Below are 21702 nucleotides of genomic sequence, written 5' to 3' on the forward strand. Positions count from 1 at the left end.
TTATGATTAAACAGTATAAGCTGCGGTTTTACAATTTTCGACTGGTGATCTTTCTCCTGGCGATCAGCTTTATTGGAATTCAGCTTGTAGGAACAGCTGCCGACTACCTTCGCACACGTCAGCTTCTGGGTGTGATCATCGGTGTAGTCTTTATGCTGATCCTTTCACTGATGGATTATTCCTGGCTGCTGAATTTTCAATGGATCATGTATGGATTTAATATCGTTATGCTTCTGGCTGTCCGGTTCTTCGGATCCAGCGCCAATGGTGCTGCCAGATGGGTGGATTTAGGTTTTATCCGTTTCCAGCCTACCGAGCTTTCAAAGATCATCATTATCCTGTTTTTTGCCAAATTTTTTATGGATCATGAGGAAGATCTGAATACCTTAAAGACTCTGATACAATCAGCTGTCCTTCTGGTCATCCCACTGATGCTGATCTATGTACAGCCGGATATGAAAAACACCATCACCGTAACAGTCCTGTTCTGTATTCTGATCTACATCGCAGGACTTAGTTATAAGATCATCGGAGGTGTAGCCTTGATCGCGATTCCTCTGGCCATCATCTTTCTGTCCATTATCGTGCAGCCGGATCAGAAACTGATACAGGATTACCAGAGAAACCGTATCATGTCATTCCTGTATCCGGAGAACGAAGAATACGCAGATGATATTGAACAGCAGAACAACTCAAAAACAGCCATCGCCTCCGGAGAGCTTGTGGGACGTGCTTTCAGTAATGACACCAGTGTTACATCCGTAAATGATGGAAACTTTGTTTCTGAGAATCAGACCGACTTTATTTTTGCGGTGGCTGGAGAGCAGTACGGATTTATCGGCTGTACTCTGATCGTACTGCTGCTGTTTCTGATCACCTTTGAATGTATCCGTATGAGCCTGCGGGCCAAGGATCTTGCCGGTAAGATCATATGCTGCGGTGTTGGAAGCATTGTTTCCATACAGAGCTTCATCAACATCTGTGTTGCTACCGGCCTTGCACCAAACACAGGTACTCCGCTTCCTTTTGTAAGCTATGGTCTTACTTCTCTGATCAGTCTGTTTATGGGTATGGGACTTGTTCTCAATGTAGGACTGCAGAGCAGTGCATATAATAAAGAATTACAGAAAAAAGGTCAGAAATCGGATACCTACTTTCGGAAAGAGGAATACTTATGACACGTAAAGAACCTGTAAAAAATCATATACGTTCTGGCAATCCTTCCAGAGGTCAGGCTTCCCGGGCTGCACATACAGCTTCCAAGGGGACAAAAACAACTTCCATGCCGTCTGACAGAACTGTTTCTGCCAGACGTAAAGCTCAAAATACCCGGATGAAACGGATGCGTCGTAAAAGGATCCGCAACACCATTTTTCTCCTTCTTCTGCTGATCGTACTATGCACAGCTGGCGGTTTTGGTGTTTACATGCTGAAGGGCGGAGATTTTTCTACTCCTGCAAATTCTTTCAATGCATTCTCCGAGTTTGATAATACTCTGACTTCCAAAGAAGAGCAGCGCGCGGCAGGTTTCGCCCATGATCTCTGTGTTGTTACAAAAGATGTTGCTCTGGATTCTGTCAGTCTGGATGACAGCCAGTCCGGTGTGCTTCTGAATCTCAGTGATAAAAAGGTACTCTATGCAAAAGGTGCCTACAACAAGGTTTATCCTGCCAGCATCACAAAGATCATGACAGCTATGCTTGCACTGAAATATGGAAACATGGACGATACAGTAACGATCTCACAGGAGAATGTTACCCTGGAATCCGGTTCTCAGGTAGCTGGTTTCCAGGCGGGAGATCAGGTTACCATGGATCAGCTTCTTCATTGTCTTCTTGTTTATTCTGCCAATGATGCAGCATCTGCCATTGCGGAACATATAGGTGGATCAACAGATAAATTTGTAGAGATGATGAACAGCTTTGCTGCAGAACTTGGCTGTACAGGAACTCACTTTACCAATCCCCATGGTCTTCAGGACGAAAATCATTATACAACGCCTTATGACATTTATCTGATGCTGAAAGAAGCCTTGAATTATCCGGAGTTTACAGACATCACACAAATGGCATCTTATACAGTTAGCTATAAGCATTCCGATGGCTCCGATGCAAGTGCTACCTTACCCGCTACAGATCATTATCTTACCGGAGAGGCAGCAACTCCTAAGGATGTCACTATCCTTGGAGGAAAAACAGGAACAACCGATAAAGCCGGTAACTGTCTGGCACTTTTAAGCCAGAATGCTTATGGGAAGCCATTTATTTCCATCGTCATGGGTGCGTCCTCAAAGGATGTTCTTTATCAGGAAATGACATCCTTGCTCCAGAACATCAACTGACAGGATTCCATACAAAAAACAAAAAAGCAGATCTGTTTGAAATTTTATTTCGCAGATCTGCTTTTTTATTCTTTTTTTTACATTCAGTTAATTTCTACTATATCATCAGTGCCATCACTGCCGGTATCTTCGGTCTCACTGCTATCAAGATCCGTATCCGAAGTACCACTGTAATCATTGTCATCGACCACTTCACCGGAGCCACTGTCCGGATTTTCATAATTGCCTGCGTCTTCATCGGTTCCATCTGAAGATGTATCTGAAGTATCTGCTCCATTGGCTTCACTATCCGTATTGCCGTCGTAAGAATTATCACCTGGATCATAAGTCGGCTCTTCCGTGTAGGAATCTCCGTCCCCAGTATCGTCAGAACTCTCGGGCTCACTGCTGTAGCTGTCCTCTGTATAGATTGGAAAATCCGCATCAGCAGTTCCCTCTGATGTAGAATCTGTAACAGGCTCCGCCGCATTATTATCCGGAATAGCAGTAAGATGAGAAACCGTTCCATCCTTTGGGACGACAATATAGATTCCCAGCATCACGATACATAATGCCATGGCTAATCCGGCAATCTTCATTTCTTCCATATGTTTCATCGCTGATGATCTCCCTGTCGTTTTTTTGTATTATAGCACAGAATCACTCATATTTGTAAAACAGCCATGTATTTCTTTTGTTTTTCTGTAACAGTTCCCGAAATTTATTTCGCGATCATATAGACACACTTTCTCTGGGTGTTTATAATAAATAATCATATTTATTCATAACTTAAAGAAAGGCGTAACATTTTATGGGCGACTGCATTACCACATACACTGGAAAACATTTTGATCCGACACATCCGGACGAAGAGCTGATCTGCATTGAGGACATTGCACACGCACTTTCTCTTCTATGCCGCGGAAATGGTCATGTAAGGACTTTTTTCTCTGTAGGGCAGCACTGCATCCTCTGTGCCAAAGAAGCCGAAGCACGTGGCTATTCCGGCCGTCTTATACTGGCGTCCCTTCTTCACGATGCCAGCGAATGTTATATGTCCGATGTTCCAAGACCATTTAAGAAAAGTCTTCCTGAGTATCGGAAACAGGAGGAAGCTCTTTTAAACATTATCTATCAGAAATATCTGGGATCCGGACTTTCTGCCATAGAAGAGCAGAAGCTGAAGGAGATCGACAATGACCTGCTCTGGTATGACCTGAAATATCTTCTGAATGAAACACCGGACACTCCAAAACCGGTTGTCCATGTTCCGATCCAATACCGGCAATACCCTTTTTCACAGGTAGAAGAGGAATATCGAAACCTTTTTGATCAGCTGTCTGCAAAAATCTGTAAATAGATATAACAGACACACTTTATACAATTGAAAGAAGAACCCTATATGGAACGATTGATTTTTCATGTTGATGTAAACAGTGCTTTTCTTTCCTGGGAAGCAGCAAAAAGAGTAAAGATGGGACTTCCGGATCTGAGAGACATCCCTTCTTGTATTGGCGGAGACCCCAGTAAACGTACCGGCATCGTTGTCGCCAAGTCCATTCCTGCAAAAAAATACGGAATCCAGACAGGAGAACCTATGGCTATGGCTTTTCGCAAATGTCCGAATCTTGTGGCCGTTCCATCTGACTTTGAATTATACGATAAATGTTCCAGAGCCTTCAAAAAAATCTGTGGGTCCTATGCACCGGTAATGGAATCCTTTTCCATTGATGAGGTTTTTCTGGATATGACCGGAACCTCCTATATTTACCCGGATCCGGTGGCAACTGCCCATGAGCTGAAGGATAAGATCCGTACAGAACTCGGCTTTACCGTAAATATCGGCATCTCCACCAATAAACTTCTTGCAAAAATGGCCTCTGATTTCGAAAAGCCAGATAAGGTGCATACTTTATTTCCGGAAGAAATCCCTGTAAAAATGTGGCCTCTTCCAGTGAGAGAGCTTCTTTTTCTTGGCAAATCCTCTGAAAAAAAACTGCAGGATGCAGGGATCAGAACCATCGGAGATCTGGCTCATGAAAAAAAAGCAAAGATACAGGCACTTCTCGGTGAAAAAGCAGGACAGCAGTTATATCAGTATGCCCGTGGCCTTGATGACTCCCCTGTGAAAGCAAAACCTGATGAAGCAAAAGGATTCAGTCTGGAAACTACATTTAACGATGATCTGGTCTCACTGGAGCAGGCACTTCCGATCCTGCTGGAACAATGCGATATTCTGGCCGCCCGCATGCGCCGCAAAAAGAAAAAATGCACCTGCATTTCTGTAACCTTCCGTACCCTGGATTTTCGAAACAAATCTCATCAGACTAAACTGCCAAATGCCACCGATATCACAGAAGAGATTTACAGAAATGCCCAAAACCTCTTTCAGGAGTCCTGGATGAGACAGCCACTCCGGCTCCTGGGAGTATCACTGACCGGTCTTACGGATGATTCCTTTGAACAGCTGTCCTTTTTTGAGGATACTCACAAGAAGGAACGCCAGCAGAAACTGGATGCAGCACTGGATTCCATCCGTCTGAAGTACGGAAACGACAAAGTTACCCGGGCCAGTATCATGAACAGCACTGCCCGGATTGGAAGGAAAGCAAAAGCACAAATGGAAAATGAAAGAGAGTAGTAAAGCTTGATTAAAATTACCAGTTTTTTTCAAAAAACCCTTGCAATTTTATTCACAATGCACTATAATTTGAAGCATATCAATAGCAATTTTATTCAAAATTATTATATGTGTCTAAGGAGGAAAACAGGATGGTTGAACTGATCGTAGGAAAGAAAGGCAAAGGAAAAACAAAAGTACTGTTAGACAAAGTAAACGGAGCTGTTAAGGACGCCAACGGTAGTATTGTTTACTTAGACAAGAGCACCAAGCACATGTATGAGCTGAACAACAAGGTCCGCCTTATCGATGTTTCCGGATTTCCGGTTAAAAATGCGGACGAATTTGTAGGATTTATCTGTGGTATCCTCTCTCAGGATCATGATCTGGAGCAGGTATATCTGGACAGCTTCCTTACAACAGCCAAGCTTGAAGGAAAGGATGCAACCGAAACACTGGATCAGTTAAGTGCCATCGGTAAAACCTTCAAAGTTTCCTTTATTATCAGTATGTCTCTGGATAAAGAAGAAGTTCCGGAAGCATATCAGGATAAAATTATCTGCGCATTATAATAAAATTGAATATGAACGTCCTATTTTGTACATAAAGCATAAAAGAACGTAAATTTTTAAAGGGATCTGTCCTCAGGACGGATCCCTTTTTAACTGTAGGAAACTTTGTTTATTCTTCATTTCTGTGGTATACTGAAGAGCAGAATAAACACACAGGAGCGTTTCATATGAATCATTTACTGGAAAAAATCAAACAAAAAAATGCATCCGCATTCACCCACAGCGGAAAATTTCACGCAGACGATGTTTTTTCTGCCGCTCTGCTTTTATATCTGAATCCCGAGATTACCATCACACGTGGAAACCAGGTTCCTGAAAACTATGAAGGTCTTGTTTTTGATATTGGCAGAGGACAGTATGATCATCATCAGAAAGACAGCCGTATCCGCGATAATGGCGTCCCATATGCGGCCTTCGGCCTTCTCTGGGAAAAGCTTGGACCGGAAATCCTAGGTGAGGAGCTGGCACTAAAATTCGATGAATCCTTTGTCCAGCCTCTGGATATCAATGATAATACCGGTGAAAAAAATGAACTTGCCACACTGATCGGCAATTTTAATCCGGGATGGGATTCCAAAAGCAGCAATGACGAAGCCTTTTTCCAGGCAGTCAGTGTGGCAGGTATGATCCTGGAAAATAAATTCGAGCGTTACCTTGGAAATGAACGTGCAGACAGACGGGTGGAAGAAGTTCTTACAGAACATGCTGCTTCCCTGGCTTCGGGCGATACCCCGGCAGAAAATACCAATATCCTTATACTTCCGGAATTTATTCCCTGCCAAAAACGCCTTTCGGAAACTAACATTGCTTTTGTGATCTTTCCGTCCAACCGGGGCGGTTACTGTATCCAGCCACAGAAAAAAGAATATTCCATGAATTACAAATGCAGTTTTCCTTCTTCCTGGCTTGGCCTGGAAGGCGAAGAGTTATCTTTGGTAACCGGTCTTAAAAGTGCAGCCTTTTGTCATAAAGGAGGATTTCTCATGACCTGCGGAACCCTTGAGGATTCTGTTCTTGCCTGCAGGAGCAGTCTTGCCGCCTTCCATGAAGAAGCTGTGATCGTAAGCCTTGGCGGAAATAAAGAAACAGACATGCTGCTTCAAAAGCTTCCGGATCTTTCTTCTGCCAGGATCGTACATCTGCCGGTTCCCCAATTACCGGAGCTGACTCTGAACGGAATCTACGGAGAACTCTCCATGGAAAAGACAGAATGGAAAAGCTTTATAAAAGACAGGATTAAAGAAATCCTCCGCTACAAACCGGAAGCAGTTTTTGCAGATAATGCCATGTTTTCCCTGTATCCCATCGTTCATGCTCTGCGAAAAAAACATATTCCCGTTCTTACAGCAGTAGAAAAAGACGGACAGAAGCTTCTGGTACGGATCCCATCCGGTTCTTAAAGATCTTAAACATGTAATTAATTGTATTTACAGATATATTCACATTGCGTATTTATACAGAAAGAAGGCATGTTTATGCGAGAAGAAAAATTTAAAATGGAAAGACAGGGGCTGATACAGGTGGGAGATAAAGTAAAGATCTCCGAATTTCTCTCTGCCACAAACTACAGCTATATCATTGAGCCTGCAGTAGCCATGTCTGGCTGCTACAGAAACGCAGACCGCATCAGATCCAAAGAGGGGATCATCAAAAGCATTGAGCATACGCCACGCGGCTTTATAGTTACTGCAGAATTTGACGAATAAACATATGTCCATCAGGTAAGATCCGGCAATTAGCAATATGCCGGATTTTTCGCTGAAAAACTGGCTGATTTATTCTGGATTATATTATAGGAATCTGGTATTATAGAGAAGATATTTGTGTAATTTCTCTAATTATCAGGAAATTGCAAATTTTTAGAACAGAGGTGTAATATTATGAGCTGGTACAACGAAGCAATCTTCTACCATATTTATCCACTTGGACTTACAGGCGCTCCAAAAGAAAATGATTACGGAACTCCTGTACATCGACTGAACACACTGCTGCCGTGGATTGACCACATCAAAGAGATCGGATGTACTGCCTTATATATAGGGCCGCTTTTTGAAAGTGTCGGACATGGCTATGAGACAACCGATTACAAAAAACTGGATTCCCGTCTTGGAACCAATAAAGATCTCACCAATTTTGTAAAAGCCTGCCATGAAAAAGGCATCCGCGTGATCTTTGATGGTGTATTTAACCATACAGGCCGTGATTTCTTCGCTTTTAAGGATATCCAGAAAAACCGTGAGCATTCCCCTTACGTTAACTGGTACTGCAATGTAAATTTCGGCGGAAATACCGAATATAATGACGGTTTTTCCTATGAAAACTGGGGTGGATACAATCTTCTTGTAAAGCTGAACCAGCGCAATCCGGAAGTACAGAACTATATCTGTGATGTGATCCGTTTCTGGGTTTCCGAATTTGATATTGATGGAATCCGCCTGGATGCCGCTGATGTTCTGGATTTTGATTTCATGCGTATTCTACGTCATACCGCAGATGAGGTTAAGAAAGACTTCTGGCTTATGGGAGAGGTCATTCACGGAGATTACAGCCGCTGGGTAAACGGACAGACTCTTCACAGTGTAACCAACTATGCCCTTCACAAGGCACTTTACAGCGGACATAATGACCACAACTATTTTGAAATTGCTCATACAGTAAAATATCTTCAGAATATGGGAGATCTGGACCTCTACAATTTCGTGGACAACCATGACGTAGAGCGAATTCATACCAAATTGCAGAACAAAGCACATTTTGCTCCTGTACATGTACTTCTTTATACTTTACCTGGCGTTCCAAGCATTTATTACGGCTCAGAATTTGGTATTGACGGAAAAAAAGAAAAATTTTCCGATGCCAGCTTACGTCCGGCACTTGATCTTAACGATTATGCGGATGCTGCAACAAAGAACCCATGTACTGCACTGATCGCAGCCCTCGGAAAGGTCCGCCAGGGAACTCCTGCATTAAGCTATGGTTCCTACGCAGAACTGGCTCTTACAAACCGTCAGTTTGCCTTTGCAAGAGATCTGGAAGGCATACGAGTGATCGTTACTGTGAATAATGATGACAGTGATTCAGAGATGAACCTTCCAACAGGAAGTGCTCCGGAATACGTAGGTGCCCTCACAGGTCAGAAGGTTTCCGCACAGGGCGGACGGATCCGTGTCCGTGTTGCAGCAAACAGCGGTGAGATCTGGCTTCCTGCAGGAGATATGCCGGAATATAAGCCGGTTCAGACTAATGTTCTGGAAACTGCCGTAGCAAAAGAGAACGAAAACGCTGCATCTGAGGCAGAAGAGGAGCAGGCGGCTGAAAACAGCACTGTAACAGAAGCTGCCCCGGAAAAAGAAGCTTCAAACGCTGAAAATACAGATAAAGCTTCTGACAATACAGCAAACGCAGCGGATATTCCGTCAACTCCTGAAGCAGAATCCTCCAATACACAGGAAACGGAAACGGTCACTGCGCCAAATCCGCACAAAACACCAGAAGAAATGACAGTAGGCGAACTTCAGGCTGCTATCCTTGCAAAAATGGCAGGAAACGGACCCGTAGATGACCAGATGAAAAAGACCGTATACGACAACATCTGGCATGATTCTCTTGTAAACTGGCTGAAGAGCTTCCGATAGGAAAGGAATAATAAAGTAAGATTCCATAAAAAACAAGGCAATCCGATCATATCTTATGCGGTGAGCCTTGTTTTTTTGTGAAAACAGATATTTATTTTACATAATATATATTATGTATAGTTATGATTCTGTTTTTCTGTAATTTAGGAGAACAAAAAAACAGCAGAGATTTCCAACTTAAATAGGTCAGAAATCCCCACTGCTTTTATCATTCTGTTTATTATCTCTCATCAAAAGGTACAAAATCTGCATGATGCCCCACATACTTATAAGCAGGACGGATGATCTTATTGGCACTGATCAGCTCTTCCAGACGATGTGCACTCCAGCCAGGCATACGTGCGATGGCAAAGATCGGAGTAAAAAGTTCTTCCGGAATACCAAGCATTGAGTAAACGAAGCCACTGTAGAAGTCAACATTTGCGCAAACATTTTTGAACAGCTTTCTGTGTTCCATGACCAGTTTTCCGGCAATACCCTCAACCTTATCATAGAGTTTAAATTCATCTATCATTCCTTTTTCCTCTGCAAGAGCCTGTGCAAAACGTTTCAGGATCACTTCTCGCGGATCGGAGAGTGTATAAACTGCATGTCCCATACCATAGATCAGACCTGCATGATCAAATGCTTCTTTATTCAGTATTTTCTGCAGATATGCCGTGATCTCCTCATCACTTTCCCAGTCCTTTACATTGGCCTTCAGATCTGTAAACATGTTCTGGACCTTCAGGTTGGCACCACCATGACGCGGTCCCTTCAGTGAACCGATGGATGCAGAGGTAGAAGAGTAGCTGTCTGTTCCGGAAGATGTTACTACATGTGTGGTAAAAGTAGAGTTATTACCACCGCCGTGCTCTGCATGAAGTACAAGTGCGATATCAAGGACCTTGGCCTCAAGCTCTGTATAATTGCCATCCGGACGAAGCATCAGAAGGATATTCTCGGCAAGTGAAAGCCCCTTCTGCGGATTGCGGATAAAAAGTGTCTCGTCTTTACGGAAATGACGGTATGCGTGATAGGAGTAAACCGCGATTTCAGGAAGCTTAGCGATCAGTTCCAGAGACTGGCGGAGTACATTCTCCACAGAAATATCTTCCGGGTTATCATCATATGTATAGAGAGCAAGTACGCAGCGCTCCATAGCATTCATAATATTGGCATTGGTTCCCTTCATGACAACGTCACGGACAAAACGTCCTCCCAGATCCTCCATGTCAGAAAGAAGCTCAAGAAATCTGGAAAGCTCTTCCTTGCTGGGAAGCTTACCGAAAATCAGAAGATAGATCGTCTCCTCAAAACCAAAACGTCTGTCCTTCAGTCCGTTTACGATATCCTGCACATCGATTCCCCGGTAATACAATGCACCGTCTGCAGGAATACGTCTGCCATTGACCAGCTTATAGCCGGTAACATCGGAAATCTCAGTAAGACCTGTGAGAACACCTTTACCTGCGGAATCACGAAGTCCTCTTTTTACATCGTATTCCACATAAAGGTTGGGATCGATGTGATGATTCTCTACCAGTTCCTTTTCAAAGAATTTCATTCTGCCTTTCAGCTGTTCGGAGTCCTCCAGACTCATCATTTCATGCTTTTTTTCCATAATCTTTTTCCTCGTTTCCCCATTGTATATTAAAAAACACTGATACAGTTAAGATTGGTTACATCTTTGTAATCAGTGTTCGGGTATGGCATACATTTGTGTTTACCTGGTTAATAATTCTACAGTAAAAGTTTCGAAAATGCAAGAGGGTATTTCTTTTTTTCGTGTATAAATATTCATAATATGACCTAATTCATCTATTATTACATTTATTCATCAAAATCCGTCTGGTTTCCACAACGAATCTATGTTATGATTATTCCGTAATTTTTCTTATAATAGTAGTTTGTTTCACATCGGACTGCTGCCGCCTATCTCTTTCTCTTGCTGTCGGAATCGGATTCACCACAGCAAGTGAGAGCGGGATCTGGGATATTTTCCCGTCGATCATACAGTCCGTTTTTGCGTAAAATGTAGTTGCTGTTGTATTTATCATATCCATTGTTTTAAGCTGTATCCTGCCTGAAAACATGGACATTGAAAAGATCAAGGAATAGGGATGTAAAAATGTTTAAAATTCTCATTGCGGAAGATGACCTGGAACTCCGCCAGCTTTTCCGGCATGTCCTCTTAAAAAACGGTTATACAGTAAAAGGGGTCTCTGACGGGCAGGAAGCGCTGGATGTCCTGGAAAAAGATTATTACGATCTGATCATTTCGGACATAATGATGCCCAACATGGATGGCTATGAACTGGTCCGCTCACTCAGAGATGCCGGAGATTCCATTCCTGTACTTATGGTCACTGCCAAAGATGCTTTTGATGATATGCGTATGGGATTTCTGTCCGGTACCGATGATTATATGGTGAAACCGGTCAATATCAATGAACTGGTTTTGCGGGTAGGTGCACTTCTCCGCAGAGCACAGATGATCAATGAGCGGAAACAGCGAATCGGAGATACCATTTTGGAGTGCGATTCCCTGACGGTCTCCACCTCCTCGGAAAGTATGGTACTTCCTCAGAAAGAATTCATGCTCTTATATAAGATGGTTTCTTTTCCGGGAAAAATCTTTACCCGGCAACAGCTTATGGATGATATCTGGGGATATGATTCCGCAAGCGATGCCCACACAGTAGATGTCCACATTGGAAGGCTTCGGGAACGCTTTCGCGATAATCCGGATTTTAAGATCGTGACGATCCGTGGAGTTGGATATAAGGTGGTAAAGGCATGAAAAAGAAACTCTTCATAAATTTAAGCATTCGTTTACGTTTTATCTTTATGATCATGTTGGAGCTTGTCTGTGTATCTCTGATATCCTGGCTTGTTATGGATGTACTGCATATTTCAGCTGTTCCGAACATCGTATGGATCATCCTGGCCAGCGTGACCGCAGGGGGTGTCCTTAACAACTTTCTCAGTATCCGGTATTTCGGTCCTGTACTAAAGCTGAAAAAAGCCATGCAACAGGTTGCTGAAGGCGATTTTTCCGTCCGACTGGAAACGGAAAAGCAAATGAAGGAAATCCGGGATATTTATTCTAATTTCAACCTGATGGTCCAGGAACTGGAAGCAACGGAGATTCTGCAGACAGACTTTGTTTCCAATGTTTCCCACGAATTCAAAACTCCCATCAGTGCTATTGAGGGTTATGCAACTCTGCTGCAGGATGATGACATGCCTATATCAGAAGAGCAGGAGCAGTACATCAGCAAAATCCTTTTTAACACCAGAAGGCTTTCCCACCTGGCAGGAAATATCCTGTTGCTGTCCAAGATCGAACACCAGTCGATCCAGACCCGTCAGAACTGGTACCGTCTGGATGAGCAGATCCGACAATCCATTGTTATGATGGAACCGAAATGGTCAGAAAAAGAAATTGAATTTGATGTGGACATGATGGATGTGGAGTATCTTGGAAACGAAAATCTCATCTGTCATGTATGGGACAATCTGCTTTCCAATGCTATCAAATTCAGTCCCTGTGGTGGTACGATCTATATCCGGATGATGCCGGAAGGAGAAAAGATTCGTTTTTCCATAGAAAACGAAGGCCCCCAGATCAGTGAATACTCCATGAAACATATCTTTGACAAATTTTACCAGGGCGACAGTTCCCATAAACAGGAGGGAAACGGTCTTGGACTTGCCCTTGTAAAACAGATCCTGAACCTGTGTAAGGGAACCGTTTCCGTGGAAAATATTCCCGGAAGCGGCTGTCGTTTTACTGTTATACTGTAAAACAAATATTTTACACATATCCATAAAACCAAAAAACAGCGGACACCTTATTTTTCATGAGGTTCTTCCGTTGTTTTTTATTTTATATAAACTTTTTCATAAACTTCAACAATTGTTGAGAAACAGTTGATGTTAAGTTGCAGATCATCTTTTAAAGTATAGGATAGTTATTTATGAAAAAATACAGGAGATATGGACTATGTTATTAAAAAAAGCACCTGCCTACCGGAAAGCAGAAAAGGAAGATTTTTCAATAATCCGGGAATTTATCCGAAGAAATTATAAAGACCGCTGGGAGTTTGAGGAAACACATACCGAAAAACATCTGACCAGACTTTTCTTTTACACCTATATGATATACAGAGATAGCGTTACCGTGGCAACCTACCGTGATCAGGTAGTTGGGGTGCTCATTACCGGTAAAGAATCTCATGGCCATTTTGCCCCGGTTTTCCGTTTGAAAAAAGGCTATCATTTCCTGCGCCTGAAGTTTACTAAGGAAGGCCGGAAGAATCTGGAGCATTTTAACAAACTTCAGGATATGAAAAAACAATTGACTGTTTCCCCGGAGAAACCGACTCCCGGAAATATCCTCTTTCTTTATGTAAGCAAAGATTACCGTAGAAACGGAATCGGTACCGGGCTTCTCAAACAGATTTCAATAGAGAAGGATACGGATTATTCCATATATATGGACCAGCTGGATCAAAGAACCTTTATGGAAAGTCATGGTTTCGTAAAGAAAAACGAGGTTTCCCAGATGCGGGAGCTGAACAAAAAACGCTTCCGTGAAAGTGTAGCTCTTTATAAAAAAGAACCGCGTTGCGAAACACATTCATAAATTACGCAGGAGATAAATGGAAAATGAAAAAAATTGGAATCATGGCTGACAGCCACAGTGGCATTTTAAAACAAGAAGCAGAGGAACTGGATATTCATGTCCTTCCCATGCCTTTTTATCTGAATGGAGAACTGTTTCATGAAGACCTGGATTTTTCCAGAACAGGATTTTATGAGAAGCTGCGTGAAGGAGCAGATGTTTCAACTTCACAGCCTTCCCCACAGGAAGTTATGGAAATGTGGGACGAAATGCTTTTATCTTATGATCAGATCCTCTACATTCCGTTGAGCAGTAGTTTAAGCGGTTCCTGCATGACTGCTGCCGCCTTGTCTCAGGAACCCAAATACGAAAACAAAGTGTATGTGGTAGATAACGGGCGTGTTTCCACACCCCTTCACCGTTCCATTCTGGATGCGATAGACCTGGTGGAAGATGGATATACAGCACCGCAGATCAAGGATATTCTGGAAGCTTCCCGTGAAAAAACCGTGATCTATGTCGGATTAAGCACACTGGAATATCTGAAAAAGGGAGGCCGTATCAATACCACCACAGCACTGGCCGCAAATCTTCTCAATATCAAACCGGTTATGAAATTTGGAACCGGTAAACTGGATGTTTTCCAGAAATGCAGAGGCATGAAAAAATCAAGAAAAGCCATGATCGATGCTATGCACAGAGAATTGGAAACAACTTTCAAAAAAGAATATGATGCCGGAAAAGTATATCTTATGGCTGCCTCCAGCAGCACTGCGGAAGTTACCGCAGACTGGATCTCACAGATCCGGGAAAGCTTTCCGGGAATGGATGTGATGTGTGATGATCTTTCCCTTGGACTTTCCTGCCATATTGGCCCGGACGGACTGGGAATCGGATGTTCCTGTATGCCTTTATAAAAAACGTCTCAATATTTTCTGCAAATAATCCAGGGTTGTGGTATGATATTGTTATCAATACATAACAGGCAGATTTTATCTGTTATTATAGCACTTCCAACCATTCATGTTCTGCACAGCTGAACTTGATGCAGTAATTTCTGGGAGTGCTATGATCAGAAGGGAGAAATTATCATGGCAAAAACAATTAAAGAATTAACACAGGATCTTCTTCAGGCACCATCTGCATGCAAAGAAGTAAAAGAAGCGGCACAGAATTATCTGGATGCGGCAGGAACTGAGAAAGAAGCAGATGCAGCAACTGCTTACGTAAAAGAGCTGGAAGCAGATATCATGCCCATCGACGGACTGATCTCTTTTGCAGGTTCTGACATGGGCGCACAGGTATTTGGCGCAGATGACGCAAAAAAGATCCTGGCTCATGCTGAGGAGATCAAAGCTTCCGGTGCAAAATACTGTGACTGCCCAGCATGTGCAGCCTGCGAAGCACTTCTGAACAAAAAAGCAGAAATTCTGAAGTAATCACATGGCCCAGTTTGAAATTGAGATCAAGCTTCCATTAAAGAATCTTAAGGAAACCCTGAAATTTCTGACAGATCAGGGATTTCAGGAGACAGCACAGATCCAGGAAGAAGATACCTATTTTAACAGTGTCTATCATGATGTAAAAAAACGTGATGAAGCACTGCGTATCCGAACAAGCACAGACTGCAGATCCGGTATTTCTAAGACTCAGATTAATTTTAAGGGGCCCAAACTGGATAAAATCTCCATGTCCCGAATGGAACTGGAAACAGAAGTATCCGATGCAGAAGTGCTTAAAAATATTCTCATCCATCTGGATTTTTCTCCGGTAGCGTCTGTCATGAAAATGCGAAAGTATATGAAATGTGGCAGATTTACCGCCTGTCTGGATCAGGTAGAGGGGCTTGGAGACTTTCTGGAGCTTGAGGTGATCGCAGAGCAGGAAAGTGAGCGGAAAGAAATTTTATCCAAAATGGAAGATCTGCTTGCCATATTGGGATATCACATGTCGGACACTGTACAGACTTCTTATCTCAGTATGCTTCCGAAAAAATTAAATAAAAATCTTTTTTAAACCAGCAGGAATATTTTCGTGTGAGTATCTAAGGTACAGAATACGGAAATGTTCCTGTTTTTTCTTTTCTTACAATTCTTCGGCGTTCCAAGTTTATCTACCATACTATAAATCCCACATCGCAAAGCAACATCAAACCACATTCAATGTACATGTCATTACTATTGACCACTCGTGCTTTTTGTTGCTTTATGTTTATTTTTATGTGGTTTATTGAATGTTTACAAGATTTTTTGTATTTTACATGTGGATTTATTGATATTTTTTCAAAAAAGCCCTTTACAAATCCACATAATCGGGCATATAATAAAGTCACAAACAACAAGAAAGCATATTGAAGCAATCGCAAACCCAACAATAAACCACATTTAAACACGGAGGAAATATATTATGAAAATTCTTGAATCTAAATTCGTACAGGGCTTTATCAAAATGGCAGACGATGGATATCAGCAGGGATGGCACGAGAGAAACGGTGGAAACTTAAGTTATCGTCTGAAAGCAGAAGAAGTAGAGATGATCCGTCCACGACTGAACGCGCCAGGAGAATGGACCCCTATCGGTGTTGAGGTTCCGGGACTTGCCAGAGAGTTTTTCCTGGTAACAGGAAGCGGAAAATACTTCCGTAATATCATCGTTGACCCGGAAGTATGTCTTGCGATCATTGAGCTTGACGAGACAGGAACAAATTACCGTATCCGCTGGGGTCTTGTAGAGGGAGGAAGACCGACCAGCGAGCTCCCAACTCATCTGATGAACCATGAAGTAAAGAAAAAGCTTACCAACGGTAAACATCGTGTTATTTACCATGCACATACCACCAATACCATTGCACTTACCTTTGTTCTTCCTCTGGATGACAAAGTATTCACCCGTGAACTCTGGGAATCTGCAACAGAGTGTCCGGTAGTATTTCCGGATGGTGTGGGAGTTATCGGATGGATGGTTCCAGGTGGAAGAGAAATCGCGATCAAAACCGCTGAACTGATGAAAAAATATGATGTGGTTATCTGGGCGCATCATGGTATGTTCTGCTCAGGCGAGGATTTTGACCTGACCTTCGGACTTCTTCATACCGTTGAAAAATCCGCAGAGATCCTGGTTAAGATCTTATCCATGGCTCCGCAGAAACTGCAGACCATCACACCGAATGACTTCCGTGCTCTTGCAAAAGATTTCAAAGTAACTTTGCCGGAAGAATTCCTTTACGAAAAGAAATAAAATCCTTCATATGCAGCAAATCCTATAATCGGTATCTCTATCTGAAACTTTATCAGAAACAACCAAATATTTGCTGATTTTTGCCGATAAATCTGGTATGATAAAAACATATCTGGTTTATCAGCAAATTAATATCAGAAAGGATATGGGATAAAGTATGGAAGAATTATATAAAGCGATCGAAGAGAAGATCAAAGCAAGCGGATACCCGCGAAAGATTTCCGGAGAGGACGTTTACGACGACATCTGCGATCAGATCGATGGGAAAGAGAATGGAAGCTATGTGCTGCTTTCCAAATTTGATGATGATGTGATCTTTGAATATCATATCTCAATTATGGACAGTGAATTTAATCTGGGTGTTCTTACCATGCGTACTCCGGAGGGTGTATTCGAGACAGATTTTGATAAATAAGTTAAGTACGGATTTTGATTTTGGGTCATGGATATAATACAGATGTCCATAATCACTGCTTAAGGTTTTTTGAACCCTACAGGGAATTTGAGATTTTCTTGATCTGATTAAATATATAGAGGCAGTTGATTTACATAATTTATATTATGTGAACTAACTGTCTCTATATTTATATGCAATGCATGTCAAACGAATCAGTTGCTCCGCAGTCCCATTATTCATCAGTCCTCGCGAAGACGTACCGCCTTGGCCGCCTGACGCCGTCTAGCATCATCCAGAGCCGCATAATGCTTCTTAGTAGTATTGACATCCTTATGACCCAAAACATCCGCTACAAGGTAAATATCACCGGTTTCCTGGTACAGGGCAGTACCATAGGTGCTGCGAAGCTTATGCGGGGTGATCTTTTTTGTAGTTGTGATCTCCCTGGCATATTTTTTAACCAGATTCTCGATAGCCTGAACACCGATCCGGCGGCGTTGGGTAGAATAGAAGAGAGCGTGCTCATGGCCTGCCAGAGGCGTAATATTCTCCCTGACTTCCAGATATTTCTTCAACGCTTTTTCTACTTCAGGACCAAAGTATACAACCATTTCATTTCCGCCTTTTCGGGTAACTTTGATTCCATTGTTTTTGAAGTCTACATCCTCAACATCCAGTCCGACACATTCCGATACTCGAATCCCGGTACCAAGAAGGAGAGTAACAATAGCAAGATCTCTGTCCTTCGTTTTTTCATGGTACATCCGTTTCTGCCCGGTCAGCGTATCTCCGCAATGCTCAATATAATCCAGCAGCATGGCAACCTCATCTGTATCCAGACGAATAATATTCTTATCATGGATCTTGGGCACATCGATCAGAACAGACGGATTGGTGGTAATCATTTCATGTTTATAATAATAAGCATAAAAACTTCTTAAAGCAGAAATTTTACGTTTGACGCCACGTTCACCATTTGTTTCCGTTTTGGAAGAGTCCGCGGATTTATAAACTTTGAGAAATTCTTCATATTCCTCAAGATCAACAGCTTTGACCTGATCCAGAACATCAACTGTAAAATCCGACATGGTTTTGTCTTTGAACATTGGATTTTGCTCCAGTAAAAACTGGAAAAATATACGAATGTCATATGCATAGGAAATTCTGGTCTTGGTTGTAGTCGTTGCATCGATAGCCCGGAAATAATCCCTGCAAAATGGCGGAAGCGTTTTTAAAACCTCACGGAGTTTTAAAGTATTGTCAATGTCATTTTGTTCGTGGTAAGTAATTTTGTTATCCATAAAAACTCCTTAATATATAAATTTTACATAATTTGCAGGAAATACCTGAAACACCTGTTAAAAGAAGTGGTTTTACACTCATCTATATCTATACGACAAACCCGAGTTTTTCAAATAGATGGGTAGTATAAACAGCTACTTCCTACAAAATTGCCTGTTTTTGATAAATTTTCAAGTAAATAAAGTGCCTCCTTATGGAAGCACTTTTTATTATTATTTGTCGTTACCCTCTGAGGCTTTCATCAAAAATAACGGTAAACGGTCCGTCATTTTCCAAAGATACTTTCATATCTGCACCAAAAATTCCATGTTCTACAACCGGAACCTGTTTACTGGCTTCCGAAATAATATATTCATATAATTTATTTGCTTCATCCGGTGCACCGGCTTCTATAAAGCTTGGACGGTTTCCCTTACGGCAGTTTGCATATAAGGTAAACTGTGAAACCAAAAGCAATTCCCCGTTTACATCCGCCAAGGACAAATTGGTCTTTCCATTTTCATCCTCAAAAATACGAAGTCCCAGAAGCTTTTTCAGATACCAGTCTGCATCCTCTTTGGTGTCCTCACGGCCAACGCCGATCAGAACAAGAAACCCTTTTCCGATTTTTCCGACAATTTCTCCGTCCACTTTGACTTCTGCATGATTTACACGCTGAATTACAAATTTCATAACCTGTTCTTCCTCCGTCTCCGTCTGTTTTTCTGCTTCAATCGAAAGCCTATATATTTCGCCTGAATAAATTTAACTAAAAATGTAAACATTCGTTTAATTTCATCCCAAGCCCCGGACCAGATTCTGTTTTTTTCCGCTTTTACTGTAACTTCCTGTGCTTTTGATACGGATTTTTTCACCGGCATTGGCAGGACCTTTCCGGAAACGGGGTCTACACAATCAATATCTCTATAAAACTCAGCATCTGCAGACATATCTTTTTCATCAAGACTACGTCCGATCAGCTTCCATACAGCAGCATTCAGCACAGCAAATACCGGAACTCCAACGATCATTCCCGGAACTCCAAATAAACCACCACCGACCATGATTGCAACAATAACCATAAAGCTGGACAGTCCGGTCGACTCACCCAGGATCTTTGGTCCAAGGATATTTCCGTCAAACTGCTGAAGGATCAAAATAAAGATCAGGAAATACAAGCTCTGAATGGGATCTACCAGCAAAATAAGAAGAAAACACGGAACTGCTCCCAGATATGGCCCGAAAAACGGAATAACATTTGTAACACCGACGATCACACTGACCAGAATCGCATATGGGGTTCCGATGATCGATGTTCCAACATAACACAATACACCGATAATTGCGGAATCCAGGATCTTTCCGCTGATAAATCCACCAAAGGTTTTATGCGTAAAACGCATGGAATGAACAAGAAAAGTTGCCCATTTGGTTGGAAGAACTGCATAAACAGCCATTTTTGCCTTGGCAACAAATCCCTCTTTATCCGCCAGTATATAAAGAGATACGATCGCTCCAATAAGGAAATTCTTCAGAAAAACAAGAAGATCCAGAAAGCTTGCGGATATATTTTTCATCATAAACTGCATCTGGGGAAGGATCGTATTTGTCAGATACTCCTGTAATCTGCTGGAATACTGATTGATCTGGCTGATCATATCCGGATTCAGTTTCCATCCCTTTTCCACGACGGAATTTAACCAGTTTTCCACTACACTTACATAATGAGGAAAACTGTAGATAATATTCATGATGCTTCGAATCAATTGAGGAAGGATCATCATGACAAGGGCATAAATGACCAGAAACATAAGAAATACAGAAAGGATCACACAGATCCAGCGTACTACTTTCCTCCCCTTTTTCTGAAGTGTTTTATTCCTTTTTTCAAAAATCGGAAAAATGATCTTCCGCTCCAGAAAATTAACAATGGGGGTTAGCAGATATGCTATGGCAGCTCCATAAATGATCGGCGCCATAATACCGAAAAATGTTTTAATTCCGGTGATCAGAGATTTCATATGGAAAATCCCGTAATAAAATAAAATACTGGCAGCAATAACCAGAAATGCAGTCACACCTAACTGCACATAACGATGGTTCCAACGAATTTTCATAGTAATTTCCTCCACCAGGTGATTATAACATAGCATCTCTGGTTTGTGTCTAAAAAAAACATAAACATTATTTTCCAATAACCTGCAAAGATAAATTCCGACTTCAGGGTATTGCGCTGATACAGAAAACACCCCGCCATAAAATGGCAGGGTGCCTAAAAATCTGATGTTTATTTTTTCAGGCTGTCATAAATGTGAATGGCTTCGATAATTGCCTTCGCAGTTCCATCAATGCCAAGCTTGCTGCTATCCAGACAAAGATTATAGCTGTCCGCAGATCCCCATTTCTTGTTGGTATAATAATTATAGTAGCTGGAACGGCTTTTGTCTGTTTTGTTGATCATGTCCTTAGCCTCTTTGGCATTTTTATTGTATTTCTGAGCAATACGGTTGATACGCCAGTCAAGGTTTGCATGAACAAATACACTGAAACAATCCGGATTATCTGCAAGTGCATAATCCGCACATCTGCCGACCATTACACAGGGACCTTCTGAAGCCAGCTTCTTGATTGCCTCAAACTGTGCAAGAAAAATCTTATGGTTCATAGGCATGTCTGTAAATCCGGCTGAGGAATACCCAAATGAATAAGTATCCATTACAAGAGAATAAAGAAAACTGTTTGTTGGCTTCTCATCATGATGCTCAAACAGCTCCTTGCAGATCCCACTGTCATTGGCTGCGTGCTCCAGCAGCTCTTTATCATAGCATTTGATTCCAAAATATTTAGCAACTTCCTGGCCGATCTGTCTTCCGGCGCTGCCATATTTACGACCGATAGTAATAATAGAACTTGTTGTATTGTTACTCATAACAGCCACATCCTTTCTGCTCAGATTCAGCGAATTTGCAAATATTAACTCCGCTTCCTCTTTAATATAGTTATTATACACTATATTCCACAAGTTTTCCAG

23 protein-coding genes are annotated in these 21702 nt (G+C 42.0%); 16 read left to right on the forward strand and 7 right to left on the reverse strand.

The window, feature by feature from the left end; all coding sequences use genetic code 11:
* The first annotated feature begins 2 nt into the window (after positions 1 to 2).
* Together DWW77_RS02540 and DWW77_RS02545 are read left to right on the forward strand one after the other, a co-directional pair.
* Complete coding sequence (locus DWW77_RS02540; RefSeq protein ID WP_015525128.1) at positions 3 to 1178, forward strand: FtsW/RodA/SpoVE family cell cycle protein; 1176 nt, start codon at positions 3 to 5, stop codon at positions 1176 to 1178.
* Positions 1175 to 2341, forward strand: a complete 1167-nt coding sequence (locus tag DWW77_RS02545) for a D-alanyl-D-alanine carboxypeptidase family protein (RefSeq protein WP_015525129.1) — start codon at positions 1175 to 1177, stop codon at positions 2339 to 2341. Before DWW77_RS02540 ends, DWW77_RS02545 begins: the two co-directional genes overlap by 4 nt.
* An 83-nt stretch (positions 2342 to 2424) precedes the next feature.
* Here DWW77_RS02545 and DWW77_RS02550 read toward each other — a convergent pair whose 3' ends face one another.
* Positions 2425 to 2937, reverse strand: coding sequence for a hypothetical protein (locus DWW77_RS02550; RefSeq protein WP_114001620.1), 513 nt, complete (start codon positions 2935 to 2937; stop codon positions 2425 to 2427).
* Positions 2938 to 3131: 194 nt separating this feature from the next.
* Here DWW77_RS02550 and DWW77_RS02555 point away from each other — a divergent pair, with 194 nt between their 5' ends.
* From DWW77_RS02555 to DWW77_RS02580, 6 genes are all read left to right on the forward strand, one after another.
* Positions 3132 to 3680, forward strand: a complete 549-nt coding sequence (locus tag DWW77_RS02555) for a hypothetical protein (protein ID WP_015525131.1) — start codon at positions 3132 to 3134, stop codon at positions 3678 to 3680.
* Between the two features lie 42 nt (positions 3681 to 3722).
* Positions 3723 to 4961, forward strand: a complete 1239-nt coding sequence (locus DWW77_RS02560) for a DNA polymerase Y family protein (RefSeq protein ID WP_114001619.1) — start codon at positions 3723 to 3725, stop codon at positions 4959 to 4961.
* 131 nt (positions 4962 to 5092) lie between these two features.
* The gene (locus DWW77_RS02565; RefSeq protein WP_114001618.1) at positions 5093 to 5512 is read left to right on the forward strand and encodes a twitching motility protein PilT; all 420 of its coding nucleotides are present in this window, start codon (positions 5093 to 5095) and stop codon (positions 5510 to 5512) included.
* A gap of 167 nt (positions 5513 to 5679) precedes the next feature.
* Positions 5680 to 6912 carry an MYG1 family protein gene (locus tag DWW77_RS02570; RefSeq protein ID WP_114001617.1) on the forward strand — a complete coding sequence of 411 codons (1233 nt, stop codon included), beginning with the start codon at positions 5680 to 5682 and terminating at the stop codon, positions 6910 to 6912.
* Positions 6913 to 6987: 75 nt separating this feature from the next.
* Positions 6988 to 7218, forward strand: a complete 231-nt coding sequence (locus tag DWW77_RS02575; RefSeq protein WP_015525138.1) for a hypothetical protein — start codon at positions 6988 to 6990, stop codon at positions 7216 to 7218.
* A 174-nt stretch (positions 7219 to 7392) separates the two neighbouring features.
* Positions 7393 to 9147, forward strand: a complete 1755-nt coding sequence (locus tag DWW77_RS02580) for an alpha-amylase family glycosyl hydrolase (RefSeq protein ID WP_118607987.1) — start codon at positions 7393 to 7395, stop codon at positions 9145 to 9147.
* 220 nt (positions 9148 to 9367) lie between these two features.
* Here DWW77_RS02580 and DWW77_RS02585 read toward each other — a convergent pair whose 3' ends face one another.
* Both DWW77_RS02585 and DWW77_RS18460 read right to left on the reverse strand, forming a co-directional pair.
* On the reverse strand, positions 9368 to 10750 hold the full coding sequence (locus tag DWW77_RS02585; protein WP_022427281.1) for a citrate/2-methylcitrate synthase: 1383 nt from the start codon (positions 10748 to 10750) through the stop codon (positions 9368 to 9370).
* A gap of 256 nt (positions 10751 to 11006) precedes the next feature.
* Positions 11007 to 11192 carry a hypothetical protein gene (locus DWW77_RS18460; RefSeq protein WP_161206331.1) on the reverse strand — a complete coding sequence of 62 codons (186 nt, stop codon included), beginning with the start codon at positions 11190 to 11192 and terminating at the stop codon, positions 11007 to 11009.
* A gap of 65 nt (positions 11193 to 11257) precedes the next feature.
* Between DWW77_RS18460 and DWW77_RS02595 the strand changes: the two genes are divergently transcribed.
* The 8 genes from DWW77_RS02595 (at position 11258) to DWW77_RS02630 (ending at position 17408) form a co-directional block, all read left to right on the forward strand.
* Positions 11258 to 11929, forward strand: coding sequence for a response regulator transcription factor (locus DWW77_RS02595; RefSeq protein WP_021652048.1), 672 nt, complete (start codon positions 11258 to 11260; stop codon positions 11927 to 11929).
* Positions 11926 to 12936: a HAMP domain-containing sensor histidine kinase gene (locus tag DWW77_RS02600; RefSeq protein ID WP_059085857.1), complete on the forward strand. Its 1011-nt coding sequence runs from the start codon at positions 11926 to 11928 to the stop codon at positions 12934 to 12936. Before DWW77_RS02595 ends, DWW77_RS02600 begins: the two co-directional genes overlap by 4 nt.
* A 199-nt stretch (positions 12937 to 13135) precedes the next feature.
* The gene (locus DWW77_RS02605; protein WP_114001614.1) at positions 13136 to 13777 is read left to right on the forward strand and encodes a GNAT family N-acetyltransferase; all 642 of its coding nucleotides are present in this window, start codon (positions 13136 to 13138) and stop codon (positions 13775 to 13777) included.
* 23 nt (positions 13778 to 13800) lie between these two features.
* Positions 13801 to 14673, forward strand: a complete 873-nt coding sequence (locus DWW77_RS02610) for a DegV family protein (protein WP_022427277.1) — start codon at positions 13801 to 13803, stop codon at positions 14671 to 14673.
* A gap of 174 nt (positions 14674 to 14847) precedes the next feature.
* Entirely contained in the window at positions 14848 to 15195 is a 348-nt protein-coding gene (locus DWW77_RS02615) for a hypothetical protein (RefSeq protein ID WP_015525145.1), read from the forward strand.
* 4 nt (positions 15196 to 15199) lie between these two features.
* The gene (cyaB, locus tag DWW77_RS02620) at positions 15200 to 15772 is read left to right on the forward strand and encodes a class IV adenylate cyclase (protein ID WP_022427276.1); all 573 of its coding nucleotides are present in this window, start codon (positions 15200 to 15202) and stop codon (positions 15770 to 15772) included.
* A gap of 390 nt (positions 15773 to 16162) precedes the next feature.
* Complete coding sequence (gene rhaD / locus DWW77_RS02625) at positions 16163 to 16993, forward strand: rhamnulose-1-phosphate aldolase (RefSeq protein WP_022427275.1); 831 nt, start codon at positions 16163 to 16165, stop codon at positions 16991 to 16993.
* 157 nt (positions 16994 to 17150) lie between these two features.
* Entirely contained in the window at positions 17151 to 17408 is a 258-nt protein-coding gene (locus DWW77_RS02630; protein ID WP_015525151.1) for a hypothetical protein, read from the forward strand.
* Positions 17409 to 17629: 221 nt separating this feature from the next.
* Here the strand turns inward: DWW77_RS02630 and DWW77_RS02635 are convergent, their stop codons facing one another.
* The 4 genes from DWW77_RS02635 to DWW77_RS02650 all read right to left on the reverse strand — a co-directional run bounded on the left by DWW77_RS02635 (position 17630) and on the right by DWW77_RS02650 (position 21600).
* Entirely contained in the window at positions 17630 to 18691 is a 1062-nt protein-coding gene (locus DWW77_RS02635) for a tyrosine-type recombinase/integrase (protein ID WP_022427274.1), read from the reverse strand.
* 223 nt (positions 18692 to 18914) lie between these two features.
* Positions 18915 to 19364 (reverse strand): D-aminoacyl-tRNA deacylase, encoded by a 450-nt coding sequence (gene dtd, locus DWW77_RS02640; protein ID WP_114001611.1) that lies wholly within the window; start codon positions 19362 to 19364, stop codon positions 18915 to 18917.
* Complete coding sequence (locus DWW77_RS02645; protein WP_092069996.1) at positions 19361 to 20788, reverse strand: AI-2E family transporter; 1428 nt, start codon at positions 20786 to 20788, stop codon at positions 19361 to 19363. The genes dtd and DWW77_RS02645 overlap by 4 nt, the downstream gene beginning before the upstream one ends.
* A 170-nt stretch (positions 20789 to 20958) precedes the next feature.
* Positions 20959 to 21600, reverse strand: a complete 642-nt coding sequence (locus tag DWW77_RS02650; protein ID WP_022427272.1) for a cytidylate kinase-like family protein — start codon at positions 21598 to 21600, stop codon at positions 20959 to 20961.
* Between the last annotated feature and the right edge of the window lie 102 nt (positions 21601 to 21702).

It is taken from the genome of Ruminococcus sp. AF17-12, from assembly GCF_003479245.1.
Classification (GTDB): Bacteria; Bacillota; Clostridia; order Lachnospirales; family Lachnospiraceae; genus Blautia_A; species Blautia_A fusiformis.

What these genes read in the sequence shown, in the direction of transcription:
- DWW77_RS02575 (WP_015525138.1), top strand. Translation starts at nt 6,988, where the DNA reads ATGCGAGAAGAAAAATTTAAAATGGAAAGACAGGGGCTGATACAGGTG.
- DWW77_RS02540 (WP_015525128.1), top strand. Translation starts at nt 3, where the DNA reads ATGATTAAACAGTATAAGCTGCGGTTTTACAATTTTCGACTGGTGATC.
- dtd (WP_114001611.1), bottom strand. Translation starts at nt 19,364, where the DNA reads ATGAAATTTGTAATTCAGCGTGTAAATCATGCAGAAGTCAAAGTGGAC.
- DWW77_RS02615 (WP_015525145.1), top strand. Translation starts at nt 14,848, where the DNA reads ATGGCAAAAACAATTAAAGAATTAACACAGGATCTTCTTCAGGCACCA.
- DWW77_RS02630 (WP_015525151.1), top strand. Translation starts at nt 17,151, where the DNA reads ATGGAAGAATTATATAAAGCGATCGAAGAGAAGATCAAAGCAAGCGGA.
- DWW77_RS02545 (WP_015525129.1), top strand. Translation starts at nt 1,175, where the DNA reads ATGACACGTAAAGAACCTGTAAAAAATCATATACGTTCTGGCAATCCT.
- DWW77_RS02605 (WP_114001614.1), top strand. Translation starts at nt 13,136, where the DNA reads ATGTTATTAAAAAAAGCACCTGCCTACCGGAAAGCAGAAAAGGAAGAT.
- DWW77_RS02595 (WP_021652048.1), top strand. Translation starts at nt 11,258, where the DNA reads ATGTTTAAAATTCTCATTGCGGAAGATGACCTGGAACTCCGCCAGCTT.
- DWW77_RS02635 (WP_022427274.1), bottom strand. Translation starts at nt 18,691, where the DNA reads ATGGATAACAAAATTACTTACCACGAACAAAATGACATTGACAATACT.
- cyaB (WP_022427276.1), top strand. Translation starts at nt 15,200, where the DNA reads ATGGCCCAGTTTGAAATTGAGATCAAGCTTCCATTAAAGAATCTTAAG.
- DWW77_RS02580 (WP_118607987.1), top strand. Translation starts at nt 7,393, where the DNA reads ATGAGCTGGTACAACGAAGCAATCTTCTACCATATTTATCCACTTGGA.
- DWW77_RS02650 (WP_022427272.1), bottom strand. Translation starts at nt 21,600, where the DNA reads ATGAGTAACAATACAACAAGTTCTATTATTACTATCGGTCGTAAATAT.
- rhaD (WP_022427275.1), top strand. Translation starts at nt 16,163, where the DNA reads ATGAAAATTCTTGAATCTAAATTCGTACAGGGCTTTATCAAAATGGCA.
- DWW77_RS02550 (WP_114001620.1), bottom strand. Translation starts at nt 2,937, where the DNA reads ATGAAACATATGGAAGAAATGAAGATTGCCGGATTAGCCATGGCATTA.
- DWW77_RS02585 (WP_022427281.1), bottom strand. Translation starts at nt 10,750, where the DNA reads ATGGAAAAAAAGCATGAAATGATGAGTCTGGAGGACTCCGAACAGCTG.
- DWW77_RS02555 (WP_015525131.1), top strand. Translation starts at nt 3,132, where the DNA reads ATGGGCGACTGCATTACCACATACACTGGAAAACATTTTGATCCGACA.
- DWW77_RS02610 (WP_022427277.1), top strand. Translation starts at nt 13,801, where the DNA reads ATGAAAAAAATTGGAATCATGGCTGACAGCCACAGTGGCATTTTAAAA.
- DWW77_RS18460 (WP_161206331.1), bottom strand. Translation starts at nt 11,192, where the DNA reads ATGGATATGATAAATACAACAGCAACTACATTTTACGCAAAAACGGAC.
- DWW77_RS02560 (WP_114001619.1), top strand. Translation starts at nt 3,723, where the DNA reads ATGGAACGATTGATTTTTCATGTTGATGTAAACAGTGCTTTTCTTTCC.
- DWW77_RS02600 (WP_059085857.1), top strand. Translation starts at nt 11,926, where the DNA reads ATGAAAAAGAAACTCTTCATAAATTTAAGCATTCGTTTACGTTTTATC.
- DWW77_RS02565 (WP_114001618.1), top strand. Translation starts at nt 5,093, where the DNA reads ATGGTTGAACTGATCGTAGGAAAGAAAGGCAAAGGAAAAACAAAAGTA.
- DWW77_RS02570 (WP_114001617.1), top strand. Translation starts at nt 5,680, where the DNA reads ATGAATCATTTACTGGAAAAAATCAAACAAAAAAATGCATCCGCATTC.
- DWW77_RS02645 (WP_092069996.1), bottom strand. Translation starts at nt 20,788, where the DNA reads ATGAAAATTCGTTGGAACCATCGTTATGTGCAGTTAGGTGTGACTGCA.